This window comes from Streptomyces sp. yr375, assembly GCF_900110755.1.
Taxonomy (GTDB): Bacteria; Actinomycetota; Actinomycetes; order Streptomycetales; family Streptomycetaceae; genus Streptomyces.
Genome location: NZ_FOFF01000003.1, coordinates 210198 through 226454, shown reverse-complemented (window position 1 = coordinate 226454; position 16257 = coordinate 210198). Strand labels below are relative to the sequence as shown.

General features: G+C 70.5%; 15 protein-coding genes. 8 read left to right on the top strand and 7 right to left on the bottom strand.

The features are described from left to right. Positions 1-11: 11 nt before the first annotated feature. Together fusA and BMZ82_RS05405 are read right to left on the bottom strand one after the other, a co-directional pair. The gene (gene fusA, locus BMZ82_RS05410) at positions 12-2168 is read right to left on the bottom strand and encodes an elongation factor G (protein ID WP_093772208.1); all 2157 of its coding nucleotides are present in this window, start codon (positions 2166-2168) and stop codon (positions 12-14) included. Between the two features lie 411 nt (positions 2169-2579). Beyond that, complete coding sequence (locus tag BMZ82_RS05405; protein ID WP_093772206.1) at positions 2580-3284, bottom strand: nucleotidyltransferase domain-containing protein; 705 nt, start codon at positions 3282-3284, stop codon at positions 2580-2582. Between the two features lie 382 nt (positions 3285-3666). Here BMZ82_RS05405 and BMZ82_RS05400 point away from each other — a divergent pair, with 382 nt between their 5' ends. The 8 genes from BMZ82_RS05400 to BMZ82_RS05365 all read left to right on the top strand — a co-directional run bounded on the left by BMZ82_RS05400 (position 3667) and on the right by BMZ82_RS05365 (position 11890). Next, positions 3667-4473, top strand: a complete 807-nt coding sequence (locus BMZ82_RS05400) for a hypothetical protein (RefSeq protein WP_093772470.1) — start codon at positions 3667-3669, stop codon at positions 4471-4473. 100 nt (positions 4474-4573) lie between these two features. Then, on the top strand, positions 4574-5809 hold the full coding sequence (locus BMZ82_RS05395) for an NAD(P)/FAD-dependent oxidoreductase (protein ID WP_256251771.1): 1236 nt from the start codon (positions 4574-4576) through the stop codon (positions 5807-5809). Between the two features lie 5 nt (positions 5810-5814). Next, the gene (locus tag BMZ82_RS05390; RefSeq protein WP_093772466.1) at positions 5815-6114 is read left to right on the top strand and encodes a (2Fe-2S)-binding protein; all 300 of its coding nucleotides are present in this window, start codon (positions 5815-5817) and stop codon (positions 6112-6114) included. Then, entirely contained in the window at positions 6107-7519 is a 1413-nt protein-coding gene (locus tag BMZ82_RS05385; protein ID WP_093772204.1) for an NAD(P)/FAD-dependent oxidoreductase, read from the top strand. Before BMZ82_RS05390 ends, BMZ82_RS05385 begins: the two co-directional genes overlap by 8 nt. Positions 7520-7558: 39 nt before the next feature. Further along, complete coding sequence (locus BMZ82_RS05380) at positions 7559-8524, top strand: dihydrodipicolinate synthase family protein (protein WP_256251770.1); 966 nt, start codon at positions 7559-7561, stop codon at positions 8522-8524. A 72-nt stretch (positions 8525-8596) separates the two neighbouring features. Beyond that, positions 8597-9598 (top strand): proline racemase family protein, encoded by a 1002-nt coding sequence (locus tag BMZ82_RS05375; RefSeq protein ID WP_093772202.1) that lies wholly within the window; start codon positions 8597-8599, stop codon positions 9596-9598. Between the two features lie 72 nt (positions 9599-9670). Continuing rightward, positions 9671-10372 (top strand): GntR family transcriptional regulator, encoded by a 702-nt coding sequence (locus BMZ82_RS05370; RefSeq protein WP_093772200.1) that lies wholly within the window; start codon positions 9671-9673, stop codon positions 10370-10372. Between the two features lie 231 nt (positions 10373-10603). After that, on the top strand, positions 10604-11890 hold the full coding sequence (locus BMZ82_RS05365) for a flavin-containing monooxygenase (protein ID WP_093772464.1): 1287 nt from the start codon (positions 10604-10606) through the stop codon (positions 11888-11890). Between the two features lie 230 nt (positions 11891-12120). Here the strand turns inward: BMZ82_RS05365 and BMZ82_RS05360 are convergent, their stop codons facing one another. Genes BMZ82_RS05360 through BMZ82_RS05340 form a run of 5 tightly spaced genes read right to left on the bottom strand, consistent with a single transcriptional unit; the run spans position 12121 to position 15988 of the window. Next, positions 12121-13470, bottom strand: a complete 1350-nt coding sequence (locus tag BMZ82_RS05360; RefSeq protein ID WP_093772198.1) for a cytochrome P450 — start codon at positions 13468-13470, stop codon at positions 12121-12123. 8 nt (positions 13471-13478) lie between these two features. Then, a complete protein-coding gene (locus BMZ82_RS05355; protein ID WP_093772196.1) occupies positions 13479-14072 on the bottom strand; it encodes a GTP-binding protein in 594 nt (197 codons plus the stop codon). Beyond that, entirely contained in the window at positions 14047-14424 is a 378-nt protein-coding gene (locus BMZ82_RS05350; protein WP_093772194.1) for a DUF742 domain-containing protein, read from the bottom strand. Before BMZ82_RS05350 ends, BMZ82_RS05355 begins: the two co-directional genes overlap by 26 nt. Continuing rightward, positions 14421-14822: a roadblock/LC7 domain-containing protein gene (locus BMZ82_RS05345; protein ID WP_079658518.1), complete on the bottom strand. Its 402-nt coding sequence runs from the start codon at positions 14820-14822 to the stop codon at positions 14421-14423. Before BMZ82_RS05345 ends, BMZ82_RS05350 begins: the two co-directional genes overlap by 4 nt. Beyond that, positions 14819-15988, bottom strand: a complete 1170-nt coding sequence (locus tag BMZ82_RS05340; protein ID WP_093772192.1) for an ATP-binding protein — start codon at positions 15986-15988, stop codon at positions 14819-14821. Before BMZ82_RS05340 ends, BMZ82_RS05345 begins: the two co-directional genes overlap by 4 nt. Between the last annotated feature and the right edge of the window lie 269 nt (positions 15989-16257).

The following is a 16257-nucleotide window of genomic DNA, read 5'->3' as shown; positions in this document are numbered from 1 at the left end:
GCATCCGGGGCCTACTTCGCCGTCGCCCCGGGGGCCACCGCCGACGCCGGGGCCGGGGCGTACCCCGTCGGCCGGGCCGAGAAGGTGCCCCGGCCCTGGCTGCGGCTGCGCAGCCGGGTCGCGTAGCCGAACAGCTCGGCCAGCGGCACGGTGGCGGTGACCACCGCCGAACCGCCGCGCACGGTCGAGTCGGTGACTCGCCCGCGCCGCGCGGCCAGGTCACCGAGGACCCCGCCCACCGCGTCCTGGGGCACGGTGACCGTGACCTCGACGACTGGTTCCAGCAGGACCATCGCGCAGCGACGCAGGGCCTCCCGCAGCCCGAGTCGGCCGGCCGTGCGGAAGGCCGTCTCGGAGGAGTCCTTCACATGGGTCGCCCCGTCGGTCAGGGTGACCCGCAGCCCGGTGACCGGGTGCCCACCTAGGGGACCCTCGGCAAGGGCATCACGGCAGCCGGCCTCGACAGCACGGACGTACTCCTGCGGCACCCGCCCACCGACGACGGCCGAGCTGAACACGAACCCGGACTCAGCACCGATTTCGGTGCCACCTCCCGCACCAAGGGGCTCAACATCGAGCACGACATGCGCGAACTGACCTGCCCCACCGTCCTGTTTGACGTGCCGGAAGACCAGGCCGGACACGCCTCGGGCGACCGTCTCGCGATAAGTCACCCTCGGACGGCCGACGTTGACCTCCACCCCGAGGCCAAGGCGGACCTTCTCCACCGCGACCTCCAGATGCAGTTCACCCATGCCCGACAGCACCGTCTGACCGGTCTCGGGATCGGTCCTGACGACCAACGACGGGTCCTCCTCGGCCAGTCGAGCGAGCGCCGAGGCCAGCCGGTCCGTGTCGGTGCTCGCACGTGCTTCGACCGCCACGGAGACGACCGGTTCGGCGACGCCCGGCGGTTCGAGGACGATCGGTGCCCCCGGCGCGCACAGAGTCGAACCCGCACGCGCCGACTTCAGCCCGACCACGGCCACGATGTCCCCGGCGACCGCGCGATCCACTTGCGCATGCCGGTCGGCCTGCACACGCAGGATCCGCCCGATCCGCTCGGTGCGCCGCGCGCCCGATTCCCATACCGCGTCTCCCTTCTCGATCGTGCCCGAGTACACCCGCAGGTAGGTGAGCCGGCCGGTGGGCGTCGCGCTGACCTTGAACGCGAGGGCGGCGAACGGCGCGGCGGGGTCGGCTGACCGCTGCTCGCCGACGGCATCCTGCATACCGTCGTCACCAGCCTGCACACCGTGAACGGCGTCACGCATACCGCATACCGGCGGCACGTCCAGCGGCGACGGCAGATAGGCGACGACAGCGTCCAGCAGCGGTTCGATCCCGCGGTTGCGGTACGCCGAGCCGCACAGCACGACCACCCCGTCACCCGTACGGGTCAGGTCGCGCAGGGCCCCGGAGAGGGTTTCGGCGGAGAGTGTCTCCCGGTCGCAGAACTCCTCCAGCGCGGCCGGGTGCCGCTCCGCCACAGCCTCCTCCAGCAGTCGGCGCCGACGCAGCGCCTCCTCCCGAAGCTCCTCCGGTACAGCCGCCTCGACGACCCCCTCGATGACCGTCCCGGCAGCCGTGTCACCGCCGTCGTTCCAGGTCAGCGCCCGCATGCGCAGCAGGTCGACGACACCGGTGAAAGCGTTCTCCGCGCCGATCGGCAGTTGGACGACCAGCGGGACCGGATGGAGTCGTGAGCGGATCGACTCCACCGCAGAGTCGAGGTCGGCGCCGACCCGGTCCAGCTTGTTGACGAACGCGATCCTCGGCACGCCGTGCCGGTCGGCCTGCCGCCACACGGACTCGCTCTGCGGCTCCACGCCCGCGACGGCGTCGAACACCGCCACCGCTCCGTCGAGCACCCGCAGGGATCGCTCCACCTCGTCGGCGAAGTCGACGTGCCCGGGGGTGTCGATCAGGTTGAAGCGGTGACCGTCCCAGTCGCAACTGACGGCCGCGGCGAAAATGGTGATCCCACGGTCGCGCTCCTGGGGGTCGAAGTCGGTGATGGTCGTGCCGTCGTGGACCTCGCCGCGCTTGTGCGTGGTCCCGGTGGCGTACAGGATCCGCTCGGTGACGGTGGTCTTGCCCGCGTCGACATGGGCGAGGATGCCCAGGTTGCGCACGGCGGAGAGGTGACGGTCGAGGTTGTTGCGCACGGCCCTTGGCCTTTCGGGTGTATCCGAGAACGGGCAGCGCGATTTCCCGACGAAGGCCGCAAAGAGCAGCAGGCAGAACATGCATGACGTGTCGTCAGATTCATACTGTCGACAACACGCGGGTATGCACGGAGCGTTGGAACGCTCAGCCGTTCGTCAGGACATCCGGTGCCGGCCGCGCCGCAAGCACCGGACGGACAAAGACACGAGGATCACCTCGTAGCGAGAGCGGGGAGAGGCGACAGCGGTGTGGTCACGCATGGCCGGGCTCCCCTCGTTCGTCTCGGTGCGGCGCTGCGCTGCCATGTCGTGGGCGGCGCTCGTCTTCGGCGAGTGTAGAGGCGAACCAGCGCGCCCGGCACGCCAATTATTCGCACCGCCCGCGTCACACGCCCGCGTCACACGCCCGCGTCACACGGGCGTCGGCTGGGTCGCCGTATAGAACTGCCTCCGCACCCGGCGCAGCCACGCGTCGGCGGCCGCCTCGTCGGGCTGTTCGGGCAGCGCGCTGCGCGTCTCGGCGAACGCGTCCCCGAACCCGCGCAGCAGCGGCAGCGCGGCCTCGGGGTCGGCGGCGACCTGTCGGCCGAACCGGTGGTAGCTCTCCGGGTCCTCGACCCGGATCGTCAACTGCCCTGTGGCGTACAGCTCGTAGCCCTGGGTGCAGAGTCTCTTGAGGTGCCGGGCGTGCTTGGCGGTCCGGTTGCGGGTGTCCCCGGCGCGGTCGCCTTCGCTGCGGTTCTGGAGCTTCCGGAACTGCTGGGTGGCGTAGCCGAGATAGGCGTCACGCACCCGCCCGGCGCTGAGCAACGTCGTACGGAGGGCGATGAGTTCGTCGCCAAGTGGGGTGCGCACCTCGTACAACTCGTCCGGCAGCCAGACGAGTTCCATCACCGTCGGGTTGCCGCCGAGGGCGAGCCGGCACCACTTCGCGGCCTCGTGCAGGGTGCGGTCGGGTGCCGTGCTGACGTGCGACTCCTGCGGCCGGCTCAGGCCGTGCAGGTCCTCGGTGGGGGTGGCGAACATGCCGAGGCGGTCCACGTCGGAACCTTCGTGGGCGAGCCCGTAGGCGGTCGAGCCGACGATTCCGGACAGCAGGATGTTGGTGACGGTCACAGGTGCCCCCGGTCGTTCTCCCGACGATGATCACCGTCGCCGTCGCCGCGGTCGGTCGACGGGACGCCCATCATGCCCCGGCCCCGGCCCGAACCACCCCGCATTTTGCGGCCACGCCCGCCCGTGCGCCCACACCTCCGCCCCTCGGCTCCACCCACCCCTCCACCCGCGCTCCACCCGTCGCCCGCCGCACCCGCCGCGTCACTCGTACGGCTCAGTGCGCTGGTAGAGCGGCCTGGGCGGTGGTGCCGTGGAGGGGCAGGGGCAGCCGACCCGTCCTCAGGAGGTACCCGTGACCACCCCTCGCTCGTCGTCCCGACCGACCTGCCCGGCCCGCCCCTCCGGCCCGGCAGGGCCGACCCGTCCCGCCAGCCCGGCCCGTCTGCTGGCCGCCGCTCTCGCCGCCGGGACGCTGTTCGCCACGGCGGCCTGTTCCGACGGGGGCGGCGACAGCGCGTCGAGCAGTACGGGCGTCGCGGCCAAACCCGTCGCCGGACGGGCCACCACCGCGTCCCCGACCAAGCCGGTCATCAAGCCGCTCACGAAGGCCGGCGCGCAGACCGCGCTGATCACCGAGGGAGACCTGGAGGACGACTGGACGCAGGTGAAGACCGCCGCGAGCTGGCAGGACAAGCTGCTCATCGGCAAGGTCGACGCCGCCCAGTTCCTCACGGCCAAGACGCAAGCTCCCGCCGACTGCCAACGACTCCTCGACGGTCTCTACGACGACGACCTCCTGGGCCGTCCGTCCGGCGCGTCGGCGCTCACCGGCTTCACCGAGGGCGACTCCCGGCTGCTTTACCAGGTCGGCGCCTACCAACGGGCCACCCTCGACAAGTCGTTGGACTGGATGGATTCGCTGCCGACCACCTGCGACCAGTTCAACGCGGTCGCCCCCGACGGCTCCACACGCACTGTGCAGGTCATCGAGAACTCCCTCCCCAAGGTGGGCGACGCCCGGCAGGGTCTGACGGTGACGGTGCAGGGCGCCTCCGGCGGCTCCTCGGTCACGCTCACCCTGGACGTCGCGGCCGTACGGGTCGGGGACGACGCGATCACGGTCACCAACGGCGGACTCGACGGCGCCGACCACGACAGCACCAAGGACGCGGTCAGCCAGGGCACCACACGACTCAAGGACGTCCGGGAAGGCCGTACCCCGGCCCCGGAACCCAGCGAGTTCGACTGAAGCCGCCTCCCACTCGGCCCTTCAGGCCGAACTCCGAGCGGTCTTCCTGGTCGCCGTCAACGGTCTTCCTCCGCCCAGGACCATGTGACATATTACTGGCGTGACCAAGCGACCGAGCGGTGACGTCGTGGTCGTCGGCGCGGGCATGGTGGGCGCCGCCTGCGCGCTGTACGCGGCCCGCGCCGGGCTGGAGGTGGTCCTGGTCGACCGCGGTCCGGTGGCCGGCGGCACCACCGGCGCGGGCGAGGGCAACCTCCTCGTCTCCGACAAGGAGCCCGGCCCCGAACTCCAACTGGCCTTGCTGTCCGCGCGGTTGTGGGGCGAGCTGGCCCAAGAGCTGGGCGCGGCCGTCGAGTACGAGCCCAAGGGAGGGCTCGTCGTCGCGTCCACGCCTGCATCACTCGCCGCCCTCACGGACCTGGCGGTCGGACAGCGTGCGGCCGGGGTAACGACAGTCGACGTCAAGGCGGATCAACTTCCTTACCTTGAACCGCACTTGGCACCCGGCCTTGCGGGCGGTGTGCTGTATCCGCAGGACGCCCAGGTCATGCCCACCCTGGCCGCCGCTCACCTCGTACGGGCCTCGGGTGCGCGGCTGGAGACCGGTCGCACGGTGACGCGGATACTGCGCGGCGCCGACGGTGCCGTACGGGGCGTCCGGACCGACCGGGGTGACATCCTCGCGCCGACCGTAGTGAACGCGGCCGGGACGTGGGGCGCGGAGGTCGCCGCGCTGGCGGGGGTGGGCCTGCCGGTACTCCCCCGGCGGGGCTTCGTCCTGGTCACCGAGCCGCTGCCGCGCCGGGTGCGGCACAAGGTGTACGCCGCCGACTACGTGGCCGACGTGGCGAGCGACTCGGCCGCCCTGCAGACCTCACCGGTCGTCGAGGGCACCGCCGCCGGGCCGGTGCTGATCGGCGCGAGCCGTGAACGGGTCGGCTTCGACCGCTCCTTCTCACTTCCGGTCGTACGCGCCCTGGCGGCGGGGGCGACGCGCCTGTTCCCGTTCCTGGAGCACGTACGGGTGATGCGCACGTATCTCGGTTTCCGCCCCTACCTGCCCGACCACCTGCCGGCCATCGGGCCCGACCCCCGCGCGCCCGGGCTGTTCCACGCCTGCGGGCACGAGGGCGCGGGCATCGGACTCGCCACCGGCACCGGCCACCTGATCGCACGGATCCTCGCCGGCGAAAACCCGGAACTGAACCTGACACCGTTCCGCCCCGACCGCTTCGACGACCCCGACCACCCCCACCACCTCAGTCACCCCGGCCACCCCAGCCGCCCCCGTCACACAGGCAACACCGACCGCTCCGCCGAGGAGGCCGCTCCGTGAGCTCCGTGAACCCGCTGAAGCTGGTCCGGGCGCGTCCCGGCACCCCGTTCACCCTCGCCTTCGACGGCCGCGAGATCGAGGCGCTGCCCGGGCAGACGATCGCCGCCGCGCTGTGGTCGTCCGGTGTCACGGCCTGGCGCACCACGCGGGGCGGCGGGCGGGCGCGCGGGGTCTTCTGCGGGATCGGGGTGTGCTTCGAGTGCCTGGTGACCGTCGACGGCCGCCCCAACCAACGGGCTTGCCTGGTACCGGCGTTGCCGGGCGCGGACGTCCGTACGCAGGAAGGGACGGGCCACGATGACTGAACGCCGCCCGACGCTCGCGGTGATCGGCGCGGGCCCTGCCGGGCTCGCCGCCACGTCGGCGGCAGCGGCGCGCGGTGTGCGGGTGGTGCTGATCGACTCCGCCGCCGAGGCGGGCGGACAGTTCTACCGGCAGCCCGCGCAGGGACTCCGCGCCCGACGCCCACAGGCACTCCACCATCAGTGGCGCACCTGGGAGCGACTGCGTGCGGGGCTCGACGCCCACCTCACCGCCGGACACGTCACCCACCTGACGGATCATCATGTGTGGTGTGTGGAAAGGGAGTCGGACGGTTTCACCGTCCATGCGCTGCTGGGTCCGGAGCAGGAGGAGTCCGTCGCGGTCCGCGTCGACGGGGTACTGCTGGCGACCGGCGGCTACGAGAAGGTGCTGCCGTTCCCCGGCTGGACCCTGCCCGGCGTGGTCACCGCGGGTGGCGCCCAAGCCCTGTTGAAGGGCGGGCTCGTGCTGCCGCCCGGCCGTACGGCGGTCGTCGCCGGCACGGGACCTCTGCTCCTGCCCGTCGCGACCGGCCTCGCCGCCGCGGGAGCACGCGTCGTCGCCCTGGTCGAGTCGGCCGGTCCGGGCAACTTCGTACGTCACGCCTCGACTTGGGCGAGGGCCCCGGGGAAGCTCGCCGAGGGCGCCTTCCACGCGGCTCAACTCATGCGCCATGGCATTTCGGTGAAGGTCCGTCACATAGTGCTGGAGGCGCACGGATCCGAACGGCTGGAGTACGTCACTGTCGCCGCGTTGGACGCAGAGGGCCGGCCGGTGCCGGGTACCCAACGACGCCTGCCCTGCGACACCCTCGCCGTCGGTCATGGCCTGCTGCCTCACACCGATCTCGCGGAGGGGCTCGGCTGCCGCCTCGACGGGCCGAACGTGCGCGTCGACGACGAGCAGCGGACCGACGTTCCGGGCGTCTGGGCGGCGGGCGAGACCACGGGCATCGGCGGCGCGGCCCTGTCGCTGGCCGAGGGCCACATCGCCGGACGGTCGGCGGCAGCCAGGCTGACCGGCACGGTTCCCGACCCGAGGGAGTGGGCGCCGGCCGCCCGGTCCCGTACCCGGCTGCGGGCGTTCATCGCGGCACTGGACGGGGCGTACGCCGCGCGGCCCGTCCGGTGGACGGAACAGGTGCCGGACGAGACGGTCGTGTGCCGTTGCGAGGAGGTCACCGCCGGTGCCGTCCGGGAAGCCGTCGGCGCACTCGGCGCGGGTGACCTGCGCACCGTGAAGCTGCTGACCCGAGCCGGGATGGGCTGGTGCCAGGGCCGGATGTGCGAGCCCGGCGTGGCCGGCGTCGCGGGCTGTGAACTCACCCCCGCACGGCGGCTGCTGGCCCGCCCCGTACCTCTTGGCGTACTGGCCGCCCCGCCGACCGACCCCACGACACCCCAGTGAAGTGCTATTTCACATACCACTCACCGAAGGGACTTTCGAATGACCACCCCCGCCACACCCACCACACCCACGACTCCCCCTGCCCCCGCCACTCCCCCCGACCCCGCCGCCGTCTCCCAGCACCGCCGCCCCTGGCGTGGTGTCCTCGTCGCCACCGCGCTCCCGCTCGGCCGCGATCTCTCCGTCGACTACGACCGGTACGCCGAACACTGCGCCTGGCTGGTGGCGAACGGCTGCGACGGCGTCGTACCCAACGGCTCGCTCGGCGAATATCAGGTGCTCACGCCCGAGGAACGCAGCAGGGTGGTGGAGACCGCTGTGGCCGCGGTCGGCGGGGCGCGGGTGATGCCCGGGGTCGCCGCGTACGGCTCGGCGGAGGCCCGCCGTTGGGCCGAACAGGCGGCCGAAGCGGGCTGCGGAGCGGTGATGCTGCTGCCGCCCAACGCCTACCGCGCGGACGAGCGCGCCGTCATGACCCACTACGCGGAGGTCGCCAAGGGCGGGCTGCCGGTCGTGGCGTACAACAACCCGATCGACACCAAGGTCGACCTCGTACCCGAACTGCTGGCACGGCTGCACGGCGAGGGGCACATCCACGGCGTCAAGGAGTTCTCAGGCGACGTCCGCCGCGCCTACCGGATCGCCGAACTCGCCCCCGAACTGGACCTGTTGATCGGCGCGGACGACGTACTGCTGGAGTTGGCCGTCGCGGGGGCCAAGGGCTGGGTGGCCGGTTACCCGAACGCGCTGCCGAAGGCCTCGGTAGAGCTGTACCGGGCGGCCGTCGCCGGTGATCTCACCACCGCGCTCCCCCTCTACCGTCAGCTCCACCCGCTGCTGCGCTGGGACTCGCGCGTGGAGTTCGTCCAGGCGATCAAGCTCTCGATGGACATCGTGGGCCGGCACGGCGGCAGTTGTCGTCCGCCTCGGGTGCCGTTGCCGCCGGAGCAGGAGGCGGCTGTCCGTGCGGCCACCGAGAAGGCCGTCGCGGCGGGCCTGGCGTAACACCGCGAGGCCTCCAGCTCCAGCCCGGTACCGGACTCGACCCGCCAACTCGGCCGCACAGAAGGGGACTTCATGCGCAGCAAGCTCGTCCTGCACGCCGTCGACTCGCACACCGAGGGCATGCCCACCCGTGTGATCACGGGTGGGATCGGCGCCATCCCCGGCGCGACGATGAACGAGCGGCGGCTGTACTTTCGTGAACACCGCGACGATGTCAAGCAGTTACTGATGAACGAGCCGCGCGGTCACTCCGCGATGAGCGGCGCCATCCTCCAGCCGTCGACCCGGCCGGACTGCGACTGGGGTGTCGTCTACATCGAGGTCTCCGGGTATCTGCCGATGTGCGGGCACGGCACGATCGGGGTGGCGACCGTGCTCGTCGAGACGGGCATGGTCGAGGTCGTCGAACCGGTCACCACCATCCGCCTGGACACCCCCGCCGGAGTCGTCGTCGCCGAGGTGGCGGTCGAGGACGGCGCGGCCATGTCCGTGACCTTGCGGAACGTGCCCTCCTTCGCGGTCGCGCTGGACCGCAAGGCGACGCTTCCCGACGGCCGTACGGTGACGTACGACCTGGCGTACGGCGGGAACTTCTACGCGATCCTGCCGCTGGAGCAGTTCGGTCTGCCCTTCGACCGCGCCCGCAAGGACGACATCCTGCGAGCCGGTCTGTCGCTGATGGAGGTGATCAACTCCGAGGCGGAGCCGGTCCATCCGGAGGATCCGTCGATCCGCGGCTGCCACCACGTCCACCTGTACGCGCCCGGCGCCACCGCCCGCCACTCACGGCACGCGATGGCCATCCACCCGGGCTGGTTCGACCGTTCGCCCTGCGGTACGGGGACCAGTGCGCGCATGGCGCAACTCCACGCGCGGGGCGAACTGCCGCTGCACACCGAGTTCGTGAACGAGTCGTTCATCGGCACCCGGTTCACCGGCCGACTGCTCGGCACGACCGAGGTGGCGGGCCGGCCGGCGGTGCTGCCCAGCTTCACCGGCCGCGCCTGGATCACCGGCACAGCCCAATATCTGCTCGACCCGACGGACCCGTTCCCGGCGGGGTTCGTCCTGTGACACCGCGGGTTCCGGCACCGTGGATACTGGTGGTACGTGACATTGCACAGCCCGTATCCAAGGAGACCCCCGATGGCCGCCCTGCCCGAGAGCAGCAGCCCGTCGGCCGCCGCGCCGTCGCTCCCCGTGCTCGGAGGACGGCGCAGCAGCTTCCGTGAGCGGGTCGCCGACGCCCTGCGGGCGGCGCTGATCGCGGGTGAACTGCGGCCCGGCGAGGTGTACTCGGCGCCCGCGCTGGCCGCCCGCTTCGGCGTCTCGGCGACCCCGGTGCGCGAGGCGATGCTCGACCTCGCCAAGGAGGGGCTGGTGGACGCCGTACCAAACAAGGGGTTCCGCGTCACCGAGGTCTCCGACCGGCAGCTCGACGAGTACACGCAGGTCCGCGCGCTCATCGAGATCCCCACCGTGGTGGCGCTGGCGACGACCGCCGACCCGGTGTCGCTGGAGGCGCTGCGCCCGGCCGCCCGGGAGATCGTCGCCGCCGCGGTCGCGGGCGACCTGATCGCCTACGTCGAGGCCGACACCCGTTTCCACCTCGGCCTGCTCGCGCTCGCCGGCAACGCGCACCTCGTCGAGGTGGTCCGCGGTCTGCGTGGCCGCGCCCGCCTCTACGGACTGACCGCCCTCTCCGCGTCCGGCCGCCTGTTGGCCTCCGCGCAGGAGCATCTGGAGCTCCTGGACGCCCTGTTGACGCGCGACGAGCGGGCCGTGCACGAGGTCATGACCCGACATCTCGGCCATGTACGGAAGTTGTGGGCGTCCCCGGGCGCATGACGGCCCGGGACGCGCTCTGCCGCCTCCTCCCCGTGCCCTCGTATGCATCCTTTCCTCCCTCTGCTCCCGGCTCATTCCCCGATGCCCGGCTCCTCCCGGATGCCCGATCCGCCCTCCGACTTCGTTGTGATCCTTATCGCGGGCGGCTTAAGAGTGAGTGACGCGCCGGGCGGGCAGTTATCCGCGGGTGTTCGAGAGGATGAGGATGATGTCTGACCTGTGGGGGAATTCGTGCGGCTGTGTGTGATCGGTGCGGGTCTGTCGGGGCTGGCGACGGCACACGCCCTGAAGACCGCCGGTATCGACTTCGTCTGCCTGGAGCAGGCGCGCGACGTCGGCGGACTCTGGCGTCGTCCGCAGGCGGGCGAACGCGGCCCCGGCTACCTGTCGCTGCACCTCAACACCGCCAAGCACCTGACGGGTTACTCGGACTTCCCGATGCCCGCCTCCTACCCGTTCTATCCCCGGCACAGCCAAGTCGCCTCGTATCTACGCGCGTTCGCCGAGTGGGCGGGCGTACTGGACCGCATCGAGCTGGGCACGACCGTGGATTCCGTACGGCAGGAGGCCGACGGTGGCTGGACAGTCGTCAGCCGGGACGCCAACGGTACGGTCTCCTCGCGCGGCTTCACGCATGTGATCGTCGCCTCCGGGCACAACTCGGAGCCGTCGATGCCCGCGCTGCCGAAGGGCGCCGAGACGTTCAAGGGAACGATTCGGCATTCTCTCGACTACCGCGACGGCAGCGACCACGCCGGACAGCGCGTCGTCGTCGTGGGGCTCGGCAACTCGGCGGTGGACATCGCCGCGGACCTCTCCCGGCACGCCGAGCTGACCGTCCTCTCCGTGCGCCGCGGACTGCACATCGTGCCCAAGCAGTTGTTCGGCATGGCGCTCGACGAGATCGCCGACGCGCCGTGGTGGATCAGCATGTCCCTCGAGGAACAGCGCAAGTTCATCGACCAGACGCTGCTGGTCGCCCGCGGCAAGCTCCGCGACTACGGGCTGCCCGAGCCGGACCACCCGATGTTCGCCTCGGCCATCACCATCTCCGACGAGATCCTCAGCCGTATCCGCCACGGCGCGGTCACGCCGAAGCCCGCGATCGACGTCGTCGACGGCGACCGGGTCTCCTTCACCGACGGCACGTCGGTCACGGCGGACACGATCGTGTACTGCACCGGCTACCGCATGGCCTTCCCCTTCCTGGAGCCCGGCTGCCCGATCGGCGCGCAGGGCTCGGTCGAGCTGTACAAACGGGTCGTCGCCCCGGATCGTCCCGGGCTGTTCTTCACCGGTCTGATCCGCCCCGTCGGTTCGATCACGCGGCTGGTGGAGGCGCAGGCACGGTGGATCGCGCGGCTCGTCACCGGCGCCGCGACGCTGCCGGAGGCGGAGGTCATGCACAAGGAGATCGCCACGTACCTGAGCGGGGTCGCGGGCCAGTACGGGCAACAGCACGCCGCGTCGACCCAGGTCAACATGGCACCGTATCTGGAGGAGTTGCGCGAGGAGTGAGGTCGGGCGGGCCAGGCGGCCTGGTCGCGGGCCTCCGAGACGATGGGCACGTCGTCGCCCTCGGGGGTCCCAACACGGCTGCGTTCAGGGCCCGTTACAGGAAGATGCCCGCCCCGAGGGGCGGGCATCTTGCCTTCCTGCCTGCCAAGCCGAGGACTTGGCGCCGGCGAAGGGCGAGCCGCGGGTGCGGTGTCACATGCGGTCGGCGGAACTGCGGCGCGGAGACTGCCTCACTTGGTCAGCCAGTTGAGGAACTTGCTCCACCCTCCGCCCTGTTCGCTGCGGGGCGCTGCGGCGCTCTGGGGTGCCGGTGCTGCCGGGGTGGTGGTGGGCCGCCGGCTCGGCCGGCTCACCGGCTTGATCGGGGTGAACCGCGCGGGGAGCGTGGCGAGGCCGCGGCTGAAGGCTCCCGGACGCCACGCCAGACTCTTCTCGGGGACGCTGAGTTCGACGTCGGGCAGCCGGTTGAGGAGGTTCTCGATGGCCGACACGGCGATCTGCCGGGCGGGTTCCTTCGAGGGGCAGGCGTGCGGGCCGGCGCTCCACGCCAGGTGCGCCCGGTTGCTGCCGGCCTTGCGGGCCGCCGACAGCGCGGGGCCGGTGTTGGCGCCGGCGAAGCTGACCAGCATCAGGTCGCCGGCGGTGAGCTTCTGGCCGGCGAACTCCATGTCGGACACCGGGTAGTGGGCGGCGAAGTTCGTCATGGGCGGGTTCTCCCACAACGTGTCGTCCATCGCCTCGTCGATCAACCCGCCCTCGTGGGCGTACCGGTGGTCGGTGAGGAGTCGGTGCAGCGTGTTGCCGATGAGGTTGACCAGGGCCTCGGCTCCGGCGCCCAGCAGCAGCGAGACCTGGTGCAGCATCTCGTCGTCGGACAGCCCGGTGTGGTGCTTCAGCAGCCAGGAGGTGACGTCCTCGCCGGGCTTGCGCCGCTTGAGGGCGATCAGTTCGCCGACGGCCTGGAACAGCACCTCGCTGGCCTTTTCGGCGTTGACTCCGTCGAACATGCCGGTGATGCCGAAGAAGACGCGGTCGCCGATGTCGGCGGTGCAGCCGAAGAGCTCGTTGAACACGAACAGCGGGAGCTGCTTGGCGTAGGAGCCGATCAGGTCGGCCGAACCGCGTTCGCCGAACTGGGAGATGAGGAAGTCGGAGATCCGCTCGACGCTCTGGCTCAGCCGCATCGGATCGATGCGCATCATGCTGTCCGTGATGGACTGACGCAGCCTCAGATGTTCGGCGCCGTCGGCGCACATGCAGTTGTGCCGGTAGGCGAGCACGGGCAGGACGGGGCTGTCAGCGGGGATCCGGCCCTCGTTGAAGTCCCGCCAGCGGCGTGCGTCCTTGCGGAACGATCCGGAGTCCTGGAGGAGTTGGAGTGCGGTGGCGTAGTCGGTGACGAGGGTGGCATCGACTCCCGGAGCGATCTCCACGGGCGCGGTCGGACCGTAGTGCCGCAGGTACGCGTAGTAGGCCTGCGGGTCGGCCGCGTACTCCGGCCCGTAGAGCGGTACTCGGCCGCCGGGCTGGTGCGCCGGGCACCCCGGAGGGGGCACGGGGGCGGTGGGTTGGGCGTCCATTGCTGCTCCTAGTGTGCACGGTCCTGCAGATGGCGGACGAGGGTGATCAGCGCGTCGGCCGACGACCGTTCGTCTCGCGCGTCGCAGGTGACGACGGGGGTGTCGTCGAGCAGATCCAGTGCGTCGCGCAGTGCCATCTCATCCCGCGGAGGGGCGCCGTCGAAGTGGTTGACGGCGATGGCGTAGTCGAGTCCGTACTGCTCGATGAGGTCGATCACGGCGAAGGAGTCCGCGAGTCGCTCGGGGTCGACGAGCACCAGCGCGCCGAGCGCGCCGCGCGCCATGTCCTCCCACATCTGAACGAAGCGCTGCTGGCCCGGCGTTCCGAACAGATACAGCACGACGCGGTCGCTGATCGTCAACCGGCCGAAGTCCATGGCGACCGTGGTGGTGGTCTTGCCCTGGACCCCCTTCAGGTCGTCGACGGACTCGGCGGCCCGCGTCATCGTCTCTTCGGTGGTCAGCGGCTCGATCTCGGAAATGGCGCCGATGAACGTGGTCTTGCCGACCGCGAAGTGACCCACGACGAGGATTTTCACCGCCGTCTGAGTCGCCCCTTCGCGGACGTAGGCCTGCTCATCCAAACTTGGCCCTGAGACCATTCAGCACCTCCTCCAGGATGTCCCGGTCGGCGAGCGGTGCCCGCTGCACGGGCGGGCGGGTGATCAGATAGCCGCTCTCGGTGAGGGCGGCGAGGAGGATCTTCACCACGCCCAGGGGCAGTTGGGTGTGCCCGGCGATCTCGGCGACCGAGAGGTAGCCGACCGAGCACAGGTCCAACAGGTTCTGTTCCTCTGGCGACAGGCGGGTCGGCCGCTGTTCGTGATCGGCGGTCGCCGTGACCAGGGTGATGAGGGAGAGCTGCTTCTCGTCGGGCAGCCCACGCCCCTTGGTGATGACGTACGGACGCACTAACTCCGGCGTCTGCGACTCCAGTCCATCGAAGCCGCTCATGAGCGCGCACCGAGGTTCTCCCGCGGCGGGGTCATCAGGGCCTTGCCGAGCTGGCCGACGAGCTGCTGCATCCGGAAGGTGATGTCCGCCATGTCGACGTCCGGCGAGGCGGAGACTCCGAGGTAGGCGCCCTCGCCGGCGGAGATCAGGAAGACCCAGCCCCCGTCGAACTCGACCAGTGTCTGCCGCCACCGCATCTGCGGGTCCTCGCAGAAGAACGCGAGCGAGCGGCTGAGCGACTGCACCCCGCTCATCGCGGCGGCCACGCGGTCCGCGTCGTCCTTGTCGAAGTCCTGCGTCCGGGCCATCAGCAGGCCGTCGGCGGATATCAGGACGGCATGCAGGGCCCCGGGAATCTCCAAGGCACTGTCAAGCATCCATGACAGATCGTCGTTCACGAGACCTCATGCCCTTCGCTGCTTGCACCACGTGTACTGCTCGACTTTTCCGCGGAATCCGCGGGCGTGGCCCGGCCCGACTGGGTGCCCCGCTGGAAGGCGCCCATGATCGCTGCCGTCTCGGCGCCCGAACGGGCGTGAGTGGGGGCGGACGCGCTGCCCGGCACGATGGCCATGGGCCGCTTGCGACGCCGCTTCGGCAGGCCGTCGGCGGTGGTGGTGTTGCCGGTCAGCGCGGCGTCGGGGCCGCTGCGGCCCGTGGCGGCGACGGTGGGAACGACCGGAGCCGGCTCCTTCTGCTCGGGCGCGTTGGTGAGCAGGTCGTGCGGCAGGAGGACGACACCCCGGACACCTCCGTAGGGGGAGGAGGAGTCCACGGACACCTCGAAACCGAAGCGCTCGCTGAGCACGCCGATCACCGCGAAGCCGAACTGCGGCGGGTTGCCGAGTGCGGAGACACCCGAGACCCGGTCGCTGGAGAGGAGTTTCTCGGCCCGGGAGCGCTCTTCGTCGTTCATACCGACACCGGCGTCGTCGACGACGATGCAAATGCCCTTGGGCACGGTACGAATGTTGATTTCGACAACGGTGTCCGGGCTGGAATAGCTCGTGGCGTTGTCGAGCAGTTCGGCGAGGGCCAGTGCGACCGGTTCGACGGCACGGCTCGTGATGCCGAAGTCGACCTGCGAGAGAATCTCCACCCGCCGGTAATGGCGGACCCGGCCCTGCGCGCTGCGGACCACGTCGTACACGGACGCGACATCGCGTGCGCGCCCCAGCCAGCCGTCGCAGAGCACGGCGATGGACTGGGCGCGTCGGCCGAACTGCGAGTTCGTGTGGTCGATCTCCAGGAGGTCCTGGAGGATGACCGACTCGCCATACTTGTTCTGCAGCCGGGAAACAATCAACTGCTGTTCCGCGGCAAGGCCCTGAAGGGTCCGCATGGCGGACTTGAGGACCGTTTTCGTAGCCTCTTCGGCTCTTTCCTGAGCTGCCTCGACGGATTGCGCGTACTCGTTCTCCAACGCGGAGTAGTGGGACTTGAGTCCCGTGATCTCCTGCCTCAGAGAACGCGCCGCCCTGCGCTGACGAACAATGAGGGCGACTGCGAGGAGTACGGCCACGAGGAGAGCCCAGAGTACCGGGTTCTGTATGTAATCAGTCATAAGACTCTCTTCAGGCGACTGACGGCCAATTGCTGAATTCCCGTCAATGCGGGTGGACCGGCGGACCGCCCACACCGGGTTGACCGCCCGGACTGTCCCCGTAGTCGGAGATGTCGTCTTGCACCCATCCGCCCGCTCTACAAGCGAGCGTGATCGTATCACCACAAGAACGATCTACAGACCGCCAAGATGGCGACAGAGATAAACATTGACGATCCGTCAGTCGTTACTCGGCGCGGCCGGTGAGGGGGTGGCGCGAGGGTGGTGAG